13 protein-coding genes are annotated in these 15892 nt (G+C 76.3%); 4 read left to right on the forward strand and 9 right to left on the reverse strand.

Features of this window, described 5'->3' with window-relative positions:
* The first annotated feature begins 28 nt into the window (after positions 1-28).
* The gene (locus DQ239_RS15050; protein WP_113835244.1) at positions 29-457 is read left to right on the forward strand and encodes an ATP-binding protein; all 429 of its coding nucleotides are present in this window, start codon (positions 29-31) and stop codon (positions 455-457) included.
* A gap of 4 nt (positions 458-461) precedes the next feature.
* Here DQ239_RS15050 and DQ239_RS15055 read toward each other — a convergent pair whose 3' ends face one another.
* Together DQ239_RS15055 and DQ239_RS15060 are read right to left on the reverse strand one after the other, a co-directional pair.
* Positions 462-3020 (reverse strand): SpoIIE family protein phosphatase, encoded by a 2559-nt coding sequence (locus tag DQ239_RS15055; RefSeq protein WP_113835245.1) that lies wholly within the window; start codon positions 3018-3020, stop codon positions 462-464.
* A gap of 687 nt (positions 3021-3707) precedes the next feature.
* Complete coding sequence (locus tag DQ239_RS15060; protein ID WP_113835246.1) at positions 3708-4628, reverse strand: hypothetical protein; 921 nt, start codon at positions 4626-4628, stop codon at positions 3708-3710.
* A gap of 335 nt (positions 4629-4963) precedes the next feature.
* Between DQ239_RS15060 and DQ239_RS15065 the strand changes: the two genes are divergently transcribed.
* Both DQ239_RS15065 and DQ239_RS15070 read left to right on the forward strand, forming a co-directional pair.
* A complete protein-coding gene (locus DQ239_RS15065; protein ID WP_113835247.1) occupies positions 4964-6337 on the forward strand; it encodes an APC family permease in 1374 nt (457 codons plus the stop codon).
* A gap of 31 nt (positions 6338-6368) precedes the next feature.
* Positions 6369-7316 carry a nucleoside hydrolase gene (locus DQ239_RS15070; RefSeq protein ID WP_113835248.1) on the forward strand — a complete coding sequence of 316 codons (948 nt, stop codon included), beginning with the start codon at positions 6369-6371 and terminating at the stop codon, positions 7314-7316.
* On the opposite strand, the gene DQ239_RS15075 is transcribed toward DQ239_RS15070, so the two are convergent.
* On the reverse strand, positions 7313-7999 hold the full coding sequence (locus DQ239_RS15075) for a GAF and ANTAR domain-containing protein (RefSeq protein ID WP_113835249.1): 687 nt from the start codon (positions 7997-7999) through the stop codon (positions 7313-7315). The genes DQ239_RS15070 and DQ239_RS15075 overlap by 4 nt on opposite strands.
* Positions 8000-8127: 128 nt before the next feature.
* Here DQ239_RS15075 and DQ239_RS15080 point away from each other — a divergent pair, with 128 nt between their 5' ends.
* Positions 8128-8643 (forward strand): ATP-binding protein, encoded by a 516-nt coding sequence (locus DQ239_RS15080; RefSeq protein ID WP_113835250.1) that lies wholly within the window; start codon positions 8128-8130, stop codon positions 8641-8643.
* Between the two features lie 7 nt (positions 8644-8650).
* Here DQ239_RS15080 and DQ239_RS15085 read toward each other — a convergent pair whose 3' ends face one another.
* The 6 genes from DQ239_RS15085 to DQ239_RS15110 all read right to left on the reverse strand — a co-directional run bounded on the left by DQ239_RS15085 (position 8651) and on the right by DQ239_RS15110 (position 15870).
* Positions 8651-9289 carry a PilZ domain-containing protein gene (locus DQ239_RS15085; RefSeq protein ID WP_113835251.1) on the reverse strand — a complete coding sequence of 213 codons (639 nt, stop codon included), beginning with the start codon at positions 9287-9289 and terminating at the stop codon, positions 8651-8653.
* Positions 9290-9398: 109 nt separating this feature from the next.
* The gene (locus DQ239_RS15090; protein ID WP_233489293.1) at positions 9399-10130 is read right to left on the reverse strand and encodes an NYN domain-containing protein; all 732 of its coding nucleotides are present in this window, start codon (positions 10128-10130) and stop codon (positions 9399-9401) included.
* A gap of 116 nt (positions 10131-10246) precedes the next feature.
* On the reverse strand, positions 10247-12337 hold the full coding sequence (locus tag DQ239_RS15095) for an EAL domain-containing protein (protein ID WP_233489295.1): 2091 nt from the start codon (positions 12335-12337) through the stop codon (positions 10247-10249).
* Between the two features lie 106 nt (positions 12338-12443).
* Complete coding sequence (locus DQ239_RS15100; protein ID WP_113835253.1) at positions 12444-14093, reverse strand: acyl-CoA dehydrogenase family protein; 1650 nt, start codon at positions 14091-14093, stop codon at positions 12444-12446.
* Positions 14094-14153: 60 nt separating this feature from the next.
* Positions 14154-14543, reverse strand: coding sequence for an SRPBCC family protein (locus DQ239_RS15105; RefSeq protein WP_199583053.1), 390 nt, complete (start codon positions 14541-14543; stop codon positions 14154-14156).
* A gap of 43 nt (positions 14544-14586) precedes the next feature.
* Entirely contained in the window at positions 14587-15870 is a 1284-nt protein-coding gene (locus DQ239_RS15110; protein ID WP_113835254.1) for a competence/damage-inducible protein A, read from the reverse strand.
* Positions 15871-15892 lie beyond the last annotated feature (22 nt).

A 15892-nucleotide genomic window follows, 5' to 3' on the forward strand; every position in this document is an offset into this window, starting at 1 on the left:
AGTGGTCGGGATTGCGAGGGATCGGCGCGTGACAGGGCAGGCGGCGGACGGCATCTGGCTGCCGTCGGCGCCTCCGGCGGCCGAGCAGCTCCTCCAGTGGCAGCTGGCCGACGTCGCCGAGCTGCCCGCGATGCGCCGCCAGGTGCGCCGGACCCTGGAACCCACGATCGACCCCGACGCGCTCGACCAGATCATCCTGGCCCTGGACGAGATGGCCTCCAACGCGCTGCGGCACGGCGGCGTCGGCCAGGTCGAGGCCTGCGTCCGCAGCACCGCGACCGGCTACCTCATCGAGGTGACCGACTGCGCGGCGTCGCGGCCGCCGACGCCGGCGATCGACCGCGATCCGAGCGAGGGCGGCCTCGGCCTGTACCTGATCGCCCGGATGGCGCTGCGGCACGGGTGGTACGCGAGCGCGCGGGCCAAGCACGTCTGGGCGCTGCTCCCCCGGTCCTGAGGGATCAGGCGAACCGCGGCGGCAGCACTTCCGGGCCGGCCTCGCGCGGGCGCGGCTCGTCCTCCGGGTGCAGGCGGATCGCCACCAGCGCGACGTCGTCCTGCAGCCCCTCCGGGCGCAGCCGCGCGATCACCTCGTCGCACAGCTCGGCCAGCGGGCGGTCCGCGAGCTCGGCGACCACCTCCCGGAGCCGGGCGATGCCGTCGTCCAGCGGCAGGTCCCGGCCCTCGACCAGCCCGTCGGTGTAGAGCAGCAGCGTGGCGCCCCGCCGGACGGTGACGACCGTCTCGGTGCGGCGGGCACCGGGGTCGACGCCGAGCATGAGCTCCGCCCGCTCGGGAGCGAGCTCCTCGATCCGGCCGTCGACGTGCAGCAGCAGCGGAGGTGGGTGCCCCGCGTTGGACCAGCGGAGTCGGCTGAGCCCCTGCGCGCGCTCCTCGGGGGTCTGCTCCACGCGCGCGATGGCGGCGGTCGCCATCGTCCCCATGCCCAGGCCGTCGATGGCGGCGTCGAGGTCGGCGAGCACCGTCGCCGGGCCGATCCCGTCCCGGTAGGCGATCCCCCGCAGCATGCCGCGCAGCTGGCCCATCGCCGCCGCGGCCGCGGTGTCGTGCCCGACGACGTCGCCGATCACCAGCACCGTCGCCCCGCTGGGCTGCAGGAAGGCGTCGTACCAGTCGCCCCCGACCTCGGCGACCTGCACGGCCGGCAGGTAGCGCACGACGATCTCGGCGTGGTCGGGCTCCGGCGGCTCGGTGAGCATGCTGCGCTGCAGACCCTCGGCCAGCCGTCGCTGCTGCTCGTAGAGGCGCGAGTTGTCCAGCGCCAGGGCGACCCGGTCGCCGACGTCGCGCAGGGTGGCGACGTCGTCGGCGTCGGCCTGCTCCCGGTCGGCCGACCGGTAGACGCTGAGCGCGCCGAGCGTGCGGCCCCGGGCGGCCAACGGGAGGATGACGGCCGACTGCGGCGCCAGCTCCTGCAGCAGGTCCCGCGCCTCGCCGGGCGGCATGAACCGGGCGAGGGCCGTCCGGACGTCGGCCACCTCGCGCGGCTGGCCGGACCCCAGCGCCCGCAGGATCGGGGCGTGCGGCGGGAGGGAGGCCAGCCGCAGCGCCGCGTAGCGGGCGACCAGCGGCTGCTGGTCCTCGGCGCGGTGCCACCAGGCGACGTCGCGCATCCGGCCGTCGTCGTCCACGAGGCTGGCGATCACCCAGTCCCCGCCCACCGGCACCAGCGCCTCGGCGACCTCCTGCAGGGCGGCCTGCTCGCCGGCGCCGGGGGTCAGCCGTTCGGCCATCGCCGCCGTCGTGTCGGCGACGAGGCGCAGCCGCGCCGCGCTCCGGCGGGCGCGGTCCTCCGCGGCGCGGCGCTCGGTCACGTCGAGGAAGGAGACCGACAGCCCGTCCGGGCCGGGCCACGCCCGGACCTCGAACCACGCGGCGAGCGGAGGGGGGTAAAAGGCCTCGAACACCTGCTCCGCGCCGGTCGCCATCGCGGCGCGGTAGGCGACCTCGAAGTCGCTGCCGACGGCGTCCGGGAAGGCCTCCCAGACGACCGAGCCGAGCAGCGCCTCCCGGGTGGTCTGCAGCACCCGCTCGCCCTCGGCGTTGAGGTAGGTGAAGCGCCAGTCGCGGTCGAGGGTGAAGAACGCGGACTTCACCGACTCCATGACCCGGGCGACCCGCGCATCGGCGAGCCGCTCCGCGGTGGTGTCGTAGGCGGCCCCGACCAGGCGGACGGCCACACCGCGCTCGTCGGCCAGCGCCCGGCCGCGGCCCTGCACCCAGCGGGTCTCGCCGGAGGGGTGCACGACCCGGAACTCGGCCTCGTACTCCCCCACCGTGTCGATGGCCTGCTGCAGCGCCTCCGCCGTCCGGACCCGGTCGTCGGGGTGGCAGGCCGCCGTGAAGGCGTCGATCGTCTCGTCGAACGAGTCGCGCCCGAAGCCCATGATCTCCTTGAGCCGGTCGTCCCAGACCAGGCGGCCGGCGACCAGGTCCCAGTCGAAGCTGCCGATGCCGGCGGCGTCGATGGCCAGCTCGAAGGCCAGCCGGCTGGACTCCAGCTCGCGCACCTGGGCGGCCAGCTGCAGCTCGACCGCCACCGAGTCCCCCAGCTGGCGGAGCAGGGCGACGTCGGCGTCGGACCACTCGCGCGGCTCGTGGGTGAACGCCGACAGCGCGCCGACCACCTGGCCGTCGAAGACCGCCAGCGGGAGGCCGAGGTAGCCGGCCACGGTGCCGTCGGCCACCGGGGGGAGCCCGGCCAGACGGGGGTCGAGGCGGGCGTCGGAGGCGACCACTGGATCGGGCGCCGCGGTGGTGGTCACGGCGCACAGCGACTCGGCCAGCGGGACCCGGATGCCCACGGTGCCCTGCGGCAGGCCGGTGCCACCGAGGACCAGCTCGTCCACGCCGAACAGGGACACCTGGGCGGCATCCGCGCCCAGCAGCTGCACGGCCAGGGCGGTCAACCGCTGCAGGGCCGGTGAGCCGACAGGGGTCTCCCCGAGGCGGGCGACGGCGGCGACCCGGTCGCGGGCGCCGGGGTCGAGGGAAGCCACGTCGTGCCCTCCCGTCGGCCGGCGGTGCGCGGCCCGGGATCGGTCCGCCGGTCCATTCTCCCTGCCGCCCCGAGCGCCTGTCGGGGCGGGACCGGAGCGGGGCCCCGGACGGCGGAACGGCCGAGCGGCGGGCGCCGGGGGAACGGCGCCCGCCGCTCGGCGGGGTGTGCGGGCGAGGTGCTCGCCCCTCGCGGCCACGGGCCCGGGGGCCGTGGACCGTCCTCCTCGACTGCGCCCGGGGAGGTCGCTCCCGTGATCGCGCCGATCGTGGTGCGGAGCCGGTGCGGGCTGCGTCGGTGTCCAGCCGGCCAGGTGCTGACGGTCAGAGACCCGGTGGTGGTCACGAGGGGGGTCGTGTCGCACCGGGTACCGGCAGGGCCTGTTGGTCTCTCCTCGACGGATCCGGGTTCCCGGCAGCCCGCGCCGGCTCGGTCGCCGCCTCCCTGGAGGGTCCGCTCGCTGCGCTGCAGTCGGCGGTGGGTCGAGGCGGGGTACGTCGCGCGGTGCGGTCTGCCGGCGCCCGGAGGGGCACCGTGAGGAGGGCCGGGTGGAGACCGAGGCGGCCCGCGAGGGTCGCACTCGGACGTTCGGGGCGCGGTCGGTCCCCGGGATGAGGGGGACGGTCGCGGTGTGCCCGGGTGAAGGGGAGGACGGCGGCACGGCCGGACGGCCGTGGTCGCGGGTGGATCAGCCGGGCGCGGTCAGCGCCGGGCGGGGTGCGGGGACCGATTCCGGGTCGCCCCTGGCCCGGGCCGGCCCGGCACGGGCTCCGGCGGTGGCCGACCGGGGGACCGGCACGGTGCGCCGGGGACCGGCGGGCAGCGGCGGGAGAACCGTCGTCCGGCCGACCGGGACCGCGGCCTGCCGCCGGCTGCCCCACGCGGGGGGCTGCGGCCAGCCGGGAGGCGGCGGTGTCCAACCGGGCCCGACGGGCCCGGCCGGTGCGGGCCGCGCCGCCGCGACCGGGGTGGGAGCCCGCAGCACGGCCGGTCCCGTCCGGGGGGACGGCGCCGTCGGTGCGGGAATCAGCGCCACGGCGGGGGAAGACGCCGCGGGCCGGATCGTGGGGGTGCTGGGCAGCTCGCGCAGCACCACGGGCGGGGCGACCGGACGGGGAGCGGCCACCGGAGCCGGCCGGCCCCAGGCGAGGTGCTCGCCCCGGGGGCCGGCGCCCCACAGCGCGATCCGCCGGGTGAGCGCCCGCAGTCGCGGCCGCAGCGGCGGGCGGGGCGCGGGCTCGGGGGTCCGCCAGGCGACGTGCTCGCCCTGCGGGCCGGCGCCCCAGAGGGCGGCGCGGCGCGCCAGGTCGCGCAGCCCCGTGACGGGACGGCGCTCGGGCTCCGGGACGACGGTGACCGTGGGCCGGAGCGGAGCGGCCAGGGGCACGCGCCCGGGGCGGGCCGCGGGCGCCGGCGGCACCGGGCGCAGCGGGACGGCGCGGGCGGAGGCCCGGAAGGCGGTCGTGTGGACCGGCCGGGTCCGCTGCGCCGGCCGTGCGCCGTCCGCGCGGTCCAGCACCCCGATCAGACCGGCCAGGGACGCACCGGCGTCGGCGGGGGAGGCGCCTCCTCGTGCAGGCGTCAGAACGCCCGCCTCGCTGCTGCTCATCTCGCCTCCAGGTTCGTCGTCCGCGACCGGGGAAGGTGTCGCGGACAAGGAGAAAACTAGGCAGTCGGGAGGGTCCCGACCGCGGTTCGCGACACCTCCGCCGGCGCGCGAGACCGAACCGTTGCGCCGCCGCTCCGGAGCGGTCGGTGACCCGGTCCCCGGTGCGTTCCCTTGTCGACAAGCGGCGGTTCCCGAGCGTGGGAACCGGTGACCGGCGGGTCGGTCACCTCCGGCCGGTGCGCGGCGCGCCCGCGTGTCGCGGCCCTCATCGGGCACGCCACCCGATCGGGCGCCGCCGAATTGCCGCCGGGAGGGGGTGCTCCGAGACTCGGTCCGTGGGTGCACAGGAGCAGCAGGGCGCGACGGCCGTCACCGGAGGACACGACGCGGACGGGGACACCCGGCTCAAGCGGTCGGTCACCGGCAAGCTGCTGTTCCTCTTCATCCTCGGCGACGTCCTGGGTGCGGGCATCTACGCGTTGTTCGGCGTCATCGCCGGAGAGGTCGGGGGCGCGGTCTGGCTGCCGATGCTGGTCGCCCTCGTGCTCGCCATGCTGACCGCGGCGTCGTACGCCGAGCTCGTGACGAAGTACCCGCGCGCCGGCGGCTCGGCCGTCTTCGCGGAGCGGGCCTACCGCAGCCGGCTGGTCTCCTTCCTCGTCGGCTACTGCATGCTCGCCGCAGGCGTCACCAGCGCGGCCGGCCTGTCGCTGGCGTTCGGCGGCGACTACCTGGGCGTCTTCCTCGACGTGCCGGCCGTACCCGCGGCGGTCGTCTTCCTCGTGCTCGTCGCGCTGCTCAACGCCCGCGGCATCAAGGAGTCGGTGCGCGCCAACGTGGTCATGACCGTCATCGAGGTCTCCGGGCTGGTGCTCGTGGTGATCCTCGGTGCGCTGGTCCTGGGCCGGGGCGACGGCGACGTCGGCCGGGTGACCGAGTTCCCCGACGGTGTCTCGGTCGGCTCCGGTGTGCTGGCCGCCGCCGTGCTGGCCTACTACTCGTTCGTCGGCTTCGAGACCTCTGCCAACGTCGCCGAGGAGGTCCGCGACGTGCGGCGGGTGTACCCGCGGGCGCTGTTCGGGGCCCTGCTGGTCGCCGGTCTGGTCTACGTCCTGGTGGGGCTGGCCGCCTCGATCGTGCTGGCGCCGGACGCGCTCGCCGGCTCCACCGGACCGCTGCTCGAGGTCGTCCGGGCCGCCGACGTCGGCGTCCCCGACGAGCTGTTCAGCGCGATCGCCCTGATCGCCGTGGCCAACGGCGCCCTGCTCACCATGATCATGGCCAGCCGCCTGGTGTTCGGCATGGCGGAGCAGGGCCTGCTCCCCCGCCCGCTGGCCCGGGTGCTGCCCGGCCGCCGCACGCCGTGGGTCGCCATCGCCGTCACCACCCTCGTCGCCATCGGCCTGACGCTCACCGGCGACCTGGGCGATCTGGCCAACACCGTCGTCCTGCTCCTGCTGTTCGTCTTCCTGAGCACCAACACCGCCGTCCTCGTGCTGCGGAGGGACCGGGTCGCGGCCGACCACTTCCGGGTGTGGGCAGTCGTCCCGGTGCTGGCCATCGCGTCCTGCGTGCTGCTGCTGTGGCAGCAGGAGGCGGAGATCTGGCTCCGCGCCGGCGTCCTCCTCGTCGTCGGCGTCGTCCTGTACGTGTTGGCCCAGGCCCCGTGGTGGCGGACGTCGGAGCAGTCGGCCCCGACCGCCTCCTGAGGGGCGCGAGCGCCACTGCGAGGATGCCGCGGTGACCCCCCGCATCCCCCTGGTGATCGACACCGACCCCGGCATCGACGACGCGCTGGCGATCCTGCTGGCCCTGGCCAGCCCCGAGGTGGATCTGCGGCTGGTCACCACGGTGCACGGCAACGTCGACCTCGCGCTGACCACGGAGAACGCGCTGCGGGTGCTGCACCTCGCCGGCCGGTCCGACGTCCCGGTCGCGGCCGGCGCCCGCGCCTCGCTGATCCACCCGCAGCCCGAGCGGGCCGGGCACGTGCACGGCGCGGAGGGGCTGGGCGGCGTGCAGCTGCCGCCCTCCCCCGCGCGGCCCGACCCGCGCCCGGCCGTGGTGGCCCTCGCCGAGCTGCTGACCACCTCCGCCGAGCCGGTCACGGTGGCGGCCATCGGCCCGCTCACGAACATCGCGCTGCTGCTGGCGGTCGACCCCGAGGCCGCCGCCCGCATCGACCGGCTGGTCGTCATGGGCGGGTCGGCGGCGCGCGGGGGCAACGTCACCGCGGCGGCGGAGTTCAACATCTGGTCGGACCCGGAGGCGGCCGCCGCGGTGTTCGGCTCGACGATCCCGACGGTCATGGTCGGGCTGGACGTCACGCTGCCCACGGTGCTGGGCGAGGCCGGCATCGCCCGCTTCGCCGCGGCCGGCCCGGTCGGTGCGACCGCCGCCGCGATCCTGCAGCAGTACCTCGACCACGCGCGCGACGCCTACGGCGTCCCCGGGGTCGTGGTGCACGACGCGCTCGCGCTCACCGAGGCCGTCGTGCCCGGCACGCTGGGCACGGTCCGCCGGGATGTCGTCGTCGACACCACGCTGGGGGCCGGGCGCGGGCAGACGCTGGTCGACCGGCGGACGGTCTCGGCGTCCCCGACCGCGGTGGAGGTCGCCGAGAGCGTCGACGCCGACGCCGCGCTGGAGTTCCTCGTGTCGCGGCTCTCCCGCCTCGACCGGCGCTAGTCCGCCCGGGTGGACTCCACGATGCCCACCGCGATGTCGCGCAGCTTGCGGTTGTAGCGCTGCGAGGCGTCGCGGAGGATCTCGAAGGCCTGGTCGGCATCCACGCGGCGCTGGGCCATGAGCACGCCCTTGGCCTGCTCGATCACCGCCCGCGACTCCATGGCCAGCTGCATGTTGCGGGCCTGCTCGGACAGCCGGTGGTGGGCGTCGGCGTTGGCCACCGCCACCGCGATCGCCTCGGCGACCTCCCGGCCGGCCTCCAGGGACTCCGGGGAGACGAAGGCCTCCGGCTGCGAGGAGTACATGTTGAGGGCGCCGATCGCCGACCCCTGGTAGGGCAGGGGCACCGACAGCGAGCTGCGCACGCCGGTCTCCCGCACCCGCTCGACGTACGTGGGCCACCGCTGCTCGGTGAGCATGTCGTCGATGCGAAGGGCGACGCCGCCGCGGCCGGCGTCCATGCAGGGCCCGTACCCCTCGCGGTACTGCAGCTCGTCGGCCTCGAGGGCCATCGCGCTGCTGTAGGCCCCCGTGAAGGCCTTGTCGCCGCGCAGCAGCGTCGTGGAGACCGACTCCGCCCCGGGGACGCCACGGGCCGCGATGAGGGTGATGTCGGTGAGGACGGCGTTCAGCTCGCGGTCGGCGAGCACCACCCGGCTGAGGTCCCGCAGCAGCTCCTGCACGCCACCATTGTGCCCGGCGGCGTCCCGCTCATCCGCCCCCCTTCGCGCGTCGCGGCACCATCGGTCAGGATGGGGTGGAGCGGGGACCACCCGGCCCCACCCTGCGAAGCAGACGCGAGGGAGATGCGATGGCCGACGAGCCGGCCCGGGACACGTGGCCCAGCGCGCCCGTCCCGTCGGTCCCCGGCGACGTGTGGCACTGGCAGCTCGAGGCCATGCACGTCGTCTCGCGGGTGCGGTCGGATCTGCGCGCGCGGATCGCCCACCCGTCGGTGGCGTCGGCCTCCACGGAGGACGCGCGGGACGGGCTGCTGCTCGTCTTCGAGGAGCTGGCCTCCAACGCCCTGCGGCACGGCGGCGGCGACGTCCGCGCGCTCGTCGTGGCCGGGCCGGAGGGCTGGCTGCTCGACCTCAGCGACGAGGCGCCCGACAAGCCCCCGGTCCCCGCCGTCGACCGCGACCCCGCGCTCGGTGGCATGGGGCTGCACCTGGTCACCCAGCTGTCGACCACCTACGGGTGGGAGGAGCGCCCCGGGCGCAAGCACGTGTGGGCCCGCCTGCCCTCCGGCCGGGCCGAGCAGGCCCAGGGCCAGCAGCGCGAACGCCTGCCCCAGCCGCGCTCCGGCGACATCGGCCGCGAGTAGGACCGGTCTACTCCACGCTCCGGGCGCGCTCCTCGCGCAGGGCCTGGAACACCCGCCGGCGCACCCGGTCCTGCTCCTTCTCGACGATGTCGACGAAGCGGATCGACATCAGCCAGCGGGCCCCGCGCGCCTGGGCCCGGACGATCTCCGCCTTGGTGCTCAGCTCGCCGTCCTCGAGCTGGACCGCCAGGTCGACGGAGGTGCCGGGCTCGGGCAGCGCCCCGAAGCCGTCGAACTGCGCCCGGACCCCGTTCTCGCTCAGGTCCATGCTCTGGCCGTTCAGCTCGACCGGGCCGTGGCCGACCGACACCGGGACGACGACGCGACCGCGGACCGCCGTGCGGCGCTGGCTCTCCTCCGCCGGACCGGTGATCTCCAGCCGCCAGCGCACGACCGCGCCGGTCTCGACCTCCAGGACACCCGCCGGCAGCACCCGCCGCGTCTCGGCGCCCTTCCAGTAGACCTCCACCTGGTCACCGGGGACGACGACGGACTGGCCGACGTACTCCCCGGCCGACGGGCGCACCACGACGACGCCGTCGATGACGGACTCCACGCGCGCGGTCACCGAGATCCCCCGGGACGCGAGCGTGACGTCGGCCTCGGACTGCTCCTCGGGGTGGTCGACGCCGGGAACGCTGGTCATGCCTGTCTCCGTTCTGCTTCCACGCGCACGAGCACGTGCACGGACCCCGGTCGATGGACCGGCGCCCGCGGTCGGGAACGCTAACCGCCCGTTCCGCGTGCGGGCGCCCTCAGGTGCGGCGCGCCGCGTAGGAGCTGACGAAGTCACGCAGGCTACGCGTCGGGCGCAGCCAGGCGCCGTCGGCGGGCAGCGCGTCCAGGCGCACCCGGTCCAGCGGCTCGACGAACGCGCCGGGCACGTCCTCGATGTCGATGAACTCGATGAGCTCGGAGCTGATCGCGTACCCGGCCACCTCGCTGAAGGCGACGACGACGACCTGGGTGCCCTGGCGGGCGAGGTCCTCCAGCGGCTCGGCGAAGTTCCGGCCGTCGCCGGAGAAGACCACCAGCCGGCGCAGGTGGTGGCTGTGCGCCCGGACCGCGATGTGGTCGAGCATGTCCTGGTCGATGTCGTCGTCGGGCTGGGTCTTCGGGCGGGCGAACACCGCGTAGCCGAAGCCGCGCAGCGCCTCCACCCAGCGCTGCAGCGTCCCGGGCACCGGTGGGATGTTGGCGAAGACGCACGCCTCGACGTCCGGCGCGGCCCCGTCCGAGCCCGCGGCCCCGGGCTCGCCGGCCGCGGCCACGAACCAGGCCGCGATGGCGTCGAAGCGAGGCCGGGACGCCGCCGTGGGGCGGGCACCGATGACCGTCGACAGGGTCATGTCGATGTTCGGGGCGTCCCAGATGAGCAGGTCCAGCGGCGGCCGCGGCCGGCTCTCGCCGGAGCCGGTGGCCTCGGCGGGCTGCGACTCGCGGACGGCGTCGTCGACCGGGGCGGAAGCGGGGGGACTGTCCAGCACGGGAGCAGTGTGCCCCGCCGGTCCCGCGTGCGTCGTCGGCGGTGGGGGGAGGGACGGGCGGACGACGGCCGGGGGGCCGGCCGGCGCCGTCGCCCGCCGGGTGATCCGACGGACGCTCACGGCGCGGTGCTGACCGGCGTGCGGGCGGCGGCCAGCGCGCAGGCGTCGCCGCCCGCGGCCTGCACCCGGCGGAGCCAGCCCGGCAGCTCGTCGGCCGGCATGGGATGGCCGATCAGCCAGCCCTGCACCAGGTCGCAGCCGGCCTCGCGCACCATCCGCAGGTGCTCGACGGTCTCCACGCCCTCCGCGACCGAGCGGATGCCCAGCGTCCGGGTGAGCGCCACGATCGCCTCCAGCACGGCGCCGCCCTCGCCACCGGTGACCTGCTCGGCGGCCACCAGCAGCGACCGGTCGATCTTCAGCGTGCCGATGGGCAGCGAGAAGAGCTGGGCCAGCGAGGACCAGCCGGTCCCGAAGTCGTCGATGGCGATGCGGACGCCGGCCCGGCGCAGCACGGTGAGCTGGTCCTCGGCGCGGGTCGGGTCCTCGGCGACGCTGGTCTCGGTGAGCTCCAGCACGAGCTGCTCGGGTGCCAGGCCCGACTCGCGCAGCGCCAACCGCACGTCGCGGACCAGGGTCTCGGCCGAGAAGTGCCGGGCGCTGATGTTCACCGACATGCGCAGCGGCAGCCCCTCGGCGGCCCACGCGGCGGCGCGGCGGGTCGTCTCGCGCAGCAGCCACCGGGTGATCGGGATGATCTGCCCCGTCTCCTCGGCGACGGCGAGGAACGTGTCCGGGCCGATCAGGCCGCGCTCCGGGTGCTGCCACCGGACCAGCGCCTCCACGCCCTCCACCGCGCCGGTGTCGAGGCGGACGACCGGTTGGTAGTAGACGACGAGCTGGTCGATCGCCTCGTCGCGCAGCCGGGTGGCCACCTCCAGCCGCCAGCGGGCGGCCTCCCGCAGCCCCGGCGAGAACAGCCGCACCCGGTCCCGGCCCATGCTCTTGGCCGCGAACATCGCCGCGTCGGCGTCGCTGAGCAGCTGGTGGGCGTCGCGCGCCTCGGGCTGCGCCACCGCCACCCCCACGCTGGCCGACAGCGGCACCGAGATGCCGGACGCGGGGAAGGGCCGGGTGAAGGTGCCCTGCAGGCGGAAGGCGAGGTCGGCGGCGTCGGAGGTGTGGCAGCCGCGCGCCAGCACGACGAACTGGTCGCTGCCCAGCCGGCCGACGGCGTCGCCGGGACGCACCGCACCGGCCAGCCGGTGCCCCACCTGGCGCAGCAGCTGGTCGCCGATCCCGTGCCCGAGCGAGTCGTTGATGGTCTTGAAGCCGTCGAGGTCCAGGACGATCAGCGCCGCGGCGGCGCCGTCCTCGGACGGGCCGTCGGCCAGGGCCTCGGCAGTGAGGTCCAGCAGGGTGCCGCGGTTGGCCAGCCCGGTGAGGTCGTCGTGCCGCGCCCGCCAGGCCAGCGCCTGCTCGCCGCGCACCCGTTCGGTGATGTCGGTGTGGGTGACCACGATCCGGCGCGACTCCCCGACCCGGAAGGCCTGCAGGCGGAACCAGGCGGTCGTGGTCGGCGTGGAGCGAGGGTACTCGTGCTCGAAGCCGCCCGTCCCGGACCCCGGCGAGGACCGGAGGAGCCGGTCAATCCCGGCCGCGATCGCCTCCGCGTCGGCCGGCGCGAGCCCCGGCCGGATCGCCTCCAGGTAGTCGCTCCCGGCCGACCGTGAGACCTGCGTCCGGCGGGTCAGCCAGGCGTGGTTGGCGGTGAGGATGCGCCGGTCCTCGTCGATCAGCACCGTCGCCGAGGGCAGCGCCTCCAGCACCGAGGTGAGCCGCCGCAGCTCGGCCTCCCGCTCTGCGTCGGCGCGGTGCCGGGAGTCGACGTCGCGGAAGAAGACCGCGACACCCGGCGGGTCCGCGAAGACGCGGATCTCGTACCAGCGGTCCTGCGGCTCGTAGTAGTAGTCGAACTCGCGCGCCCGGCCGTCGGCCATCGTCGCCTGGTACCGGTCGACGACGGGGGTGCCCACGGCGGCGGGGAAGCAGTCCGTCCCCCGGCGGCCCAGCAGCTCGTCGGCACGCCGCTCGAGGAGCAGCTCCGCGGCCGGGTTGACGTAGGTGAACCGCGCCTCGGCGTCCAGCCGGAAGACGGCGTCGGGTGCGGCGGCCAGGTCCGGTCGCGACCCGTCGTCTGAAGCCACGCTCCCCGCTCTCCGTCCCCCAGGACCCGGGACCCCTGCACGCACGGTTCCCGGCGCCCGACCGTCCCCGCCCGACCGGGCGGAGCCGCGCTCCGTCCCTCCGAGACTACTGCGTGCGCGGACCTCCGCCCGGGGCGCCGACCGACGAGCGCCTGACCAGCGACGCGACGTCGGTGCCCGCTGGGAGGGTGCCCAGCACGGCTCCCCAGTCGCCCCCGAGGCGGGAGGCGCAGAAGGCGTCGGCGACGGGCGCGGGAGCGTGCCGGAGGAGCAGCGAGCCCTGCAGGCACAGCGCCAGCAGCCCGGCGATCCGCCGGGCGCGGAGCGGCAGCTGGTCGGGGTCGCCGAGCTCGGCGGACAGGCGCTTGACCGCGTCGTCGAACCGGGCGTCCACGCCCCGCGCCAGCTCGATCTCGGCCGTGACGGCGGCCAGCGACTCCGACGAGCGCCCCAGCGCCCGCAGGACGTCGAGGGCGATCACGTTGCCCGAGCCCTCCCAGATCGAGTTCAGCGGCGACTGGCGGTACAGCCGCGGGAGGCCGGAGTCCTCGACGTAGCCGTTGCCGCCGAGCACCTCCATGGCCTCGGCCACCACCCCGGGGGTCCGCTTGCACACCCAGAACTTCGCCGCGGCCCCCGCGAGCCGCAGGAACGCCGTCTCCCCGCCGTCCACGGCCGCGGCCAGGCGGACGGCCAGCGCCGTGGCCGCCTCGCTCTCGACGGTCAGGTCGGCGAGCACGTTCTGCATGAGCGGCTGGTCGGCCAGCAGGGCACCGAAGGCGGAGCGGTGCCGGGCGTGGTGGCTCGCCTGGGTGAGGGCGGCGCGCACCGTGGCGGCGGAGCCCAGGACGCAGTCCAGCCGGGTCATGTTGACCATCTCGATGATGGCCGGCACGCCGCGTCCGGGCTCGCCCACCAGCCAGCCGGTCGTGCCGTCGAACTCGACCTCGCTCGAGGCGTTGGACCGGTCGCCGAGCTTGTCCTTGAGACGTTGCACGTGGAACACGTTGCGGGTGCCGTCGGGCAGCACCCGCGGGACGAGGAAGCACGACACCCCCTCGTCCAGCTGGGCGAGCACCAGGAACAGGTCGCTCATCGGGGCCGAGGTGAACCACTTGTGCCCGGTCAGCCGGTAGGTGCCGTCGGGCCGGGCGACGGCACGCGTGGTGTTGGCCCGCACGTCGGAGCCGCCCTGCTTCTCCGTCATGCCCATGCCGGCGATCAGGCCCGCCTTGCCCGTGGGCTCGGCCAGCCCGAACTGGTAGGCCGCCGCGGTGAGCCCCGGCTCGAAGCGGGCCGCCAGCTCCGGCGTCCGGCGCAGGGCCGGGACGACGGCGTAGGTCATGGTCGTGGGGCAGCCGTGCCCCATCTCGACCTGCGTCCAGCCCAGGTAGCCGACGGCCCGCCGGACGTGCGCGTGCGCGTCCCCCTCGGCCGCCGCCCGCCACGGCACCCCGGCGAGGCCGTGCTCGACGGCGGTCCGCATGAGCTCGTGCCAGGCGGGGTGGAACTCCACCTCGTCGATCCGGTGGCCGTAGCGGTCGTGGGTGCGCAGCCGGGGCGGGTTCTCGTTGGCCAGCCGGCCCCACTCCTGCGCCTGCTCGCTGCCGGCGAGGCGGCCCAGCCCGGCGAGGGAGTCCAGCGTGGCGCGGTCGGCGTGCCGGAGGCAGGCCTCGGCCAGCGCGGCGTCACCGGCGATCGGGTCGTGGCCGACCAGCGGCGGAACCTGGTTGGTGACCTCGTGCGCGGCGGGCATGCCGGCACCGTAGCCCGGCCGGCGCGCGACCGGGGTCCCGCGCCCGCACCCGGGTCGGCGTCAGGCGCGGACCAGGCGCCCCAGGGCCAGGCGGGCGACCGGGGCGTAGCCAAGGACGAGCGGCGCCGGCCCGGACAGCCGCAGCCCGGTCGTCGTCCCCCCGCCGGGCGCCTCGCCGACCCAGTGCAGCAGCCGCACGCGCAGCGGTCCGACCGCGACCCGCCACGACCACCGCCGGGCGGCCTCGTCGACCTCCTCCACGGTGAAGGGCGCCGCCACCCCGAGCGGACCGCGGACGCGTCCGCCGAGGCCGGGGGCCAGCCGGTCGGCGGGGAACTCCACGCCGGTGATCTGCGGCGACCACCCCGGCCAGCGCGCCGGGACGGCGTAGCGCTCCCAGACCTCGGCGGGCGGGGCGGTGCCGGTCGCGTGCACGGTCAGCGTCGTCACCGCGGGTGAGGTGCCCCGCCCCGGCCGGCCGGACACCTGCCCCTCACGCCGGCGGACCCCCGACGAGCAGCTCGCGGAGCAGGTGGAGGGCCATCGTGACGGATCGGTCCCGCACGGCCGTCCGCGAGCCGCGCAGCCGCAGGGCGCGGGCGACTCCGCCGGCCGGGCCGACGACGCACACGTGCACCGTCCCGACCGGCTTGTCCGCCGTGCCCCCGCCGGGGCCCGCGACGCCGGTGATGCCCACCCCGACGTCGGCGCCGAAGCGGGCGCGCGCCCCCTCGGCCATGGCCGCCGCCACCTCGGCGCTGACCGCCCCGTGCCGCGCGAGCAGGTCGGCGGGCACGTCCAGCAGCGCCTCCTTGGCGCTGTTGGCGTAGGCGGTCACCCCGCCGAGCAGGTACCCCGAGGACCCCGGGCGGGCGCTCAGCCGGCCGGCGAGGAGCCCGCCGGTGCACGACTCGGCCGTGGCGACGGTGAGCCCCTGGCCGGACAGTGCCTCGGCGACGACGTCGTCCAGGTCGGGCCCGGTGGAGAAGACGGTGTCCCCGTGCCGCTCGGTGAGCACCTCGACCAGCCGGTCGTAGGCCGGCTGCGCGTCCGGGGCGTAGCGGGTGACGATCTCGAGCTCGCCCTCGCGCAGGCAGGTGGTGATCTCCAGGCCGCCCAGCTCCGGCTCGGCCTCGCGGAGCGTGGCGGCCAGCTGCGCCTCCAGCGTCCCCCACATGCGGACCGTGGCCTGGCGCAGCTCCGGAGCGCCCTCCAGCAGCGTGGCCACCGGCCCGGCGGCCACCGCGGCGGGCCACATGCCGCGCAGTTCCCCCGGCGGCCCGGGCAGCACCAGCACGACCGGCCCGGGGCGGCCCTCGGCCGGCGGGACGACGAGCCCGGGCGCCGTCCCGACCGGCTCCAGCACGGTGGCGCCGTCGGGGACCCGCGCCTGCTTGCGGACGCCGGCCGCGGTGGACTCGGCGTCGGCCCGCCACCCCCGCAGCGCCATGAGCCGCTCGACGACGGCCGCGATCCGCTGCTCGAGCGCGGCGTCGACCGACGACGGCCGCCCCTGGTACTCCCCCACGACGTCCGCGGTGAGGTCGTCGGCCGTGGGGCCCAGGCCGCCCGTGGTGACGACGAGCGGCACGCCGGTGCCCTCGAGGAAGCCCAGGGCGGCGCGCAGGTCCGCGGGCCGGTCGCCGACGACCACGACGTGCCCGACGTCGACGCCCAGCTCCCGCAACCGCTCGGCGAGCCAGGGCCCGTTGGCGTCGGCGACGCGCCCGGTGAGGACTTCGGTACCGGTGACCACGATGCCGGCGCGGATGCTCACCCGACCGACCCTAGGTCGGCGG

Source organism: Blastococcus sp. TF02-09 (assembly GCF_003319105.1).
Lineage (GTDB): Bacteria > Actinomycetota > Actinomycetes > Mycobacteriales > Geodermatophilaceae > Blastococcus.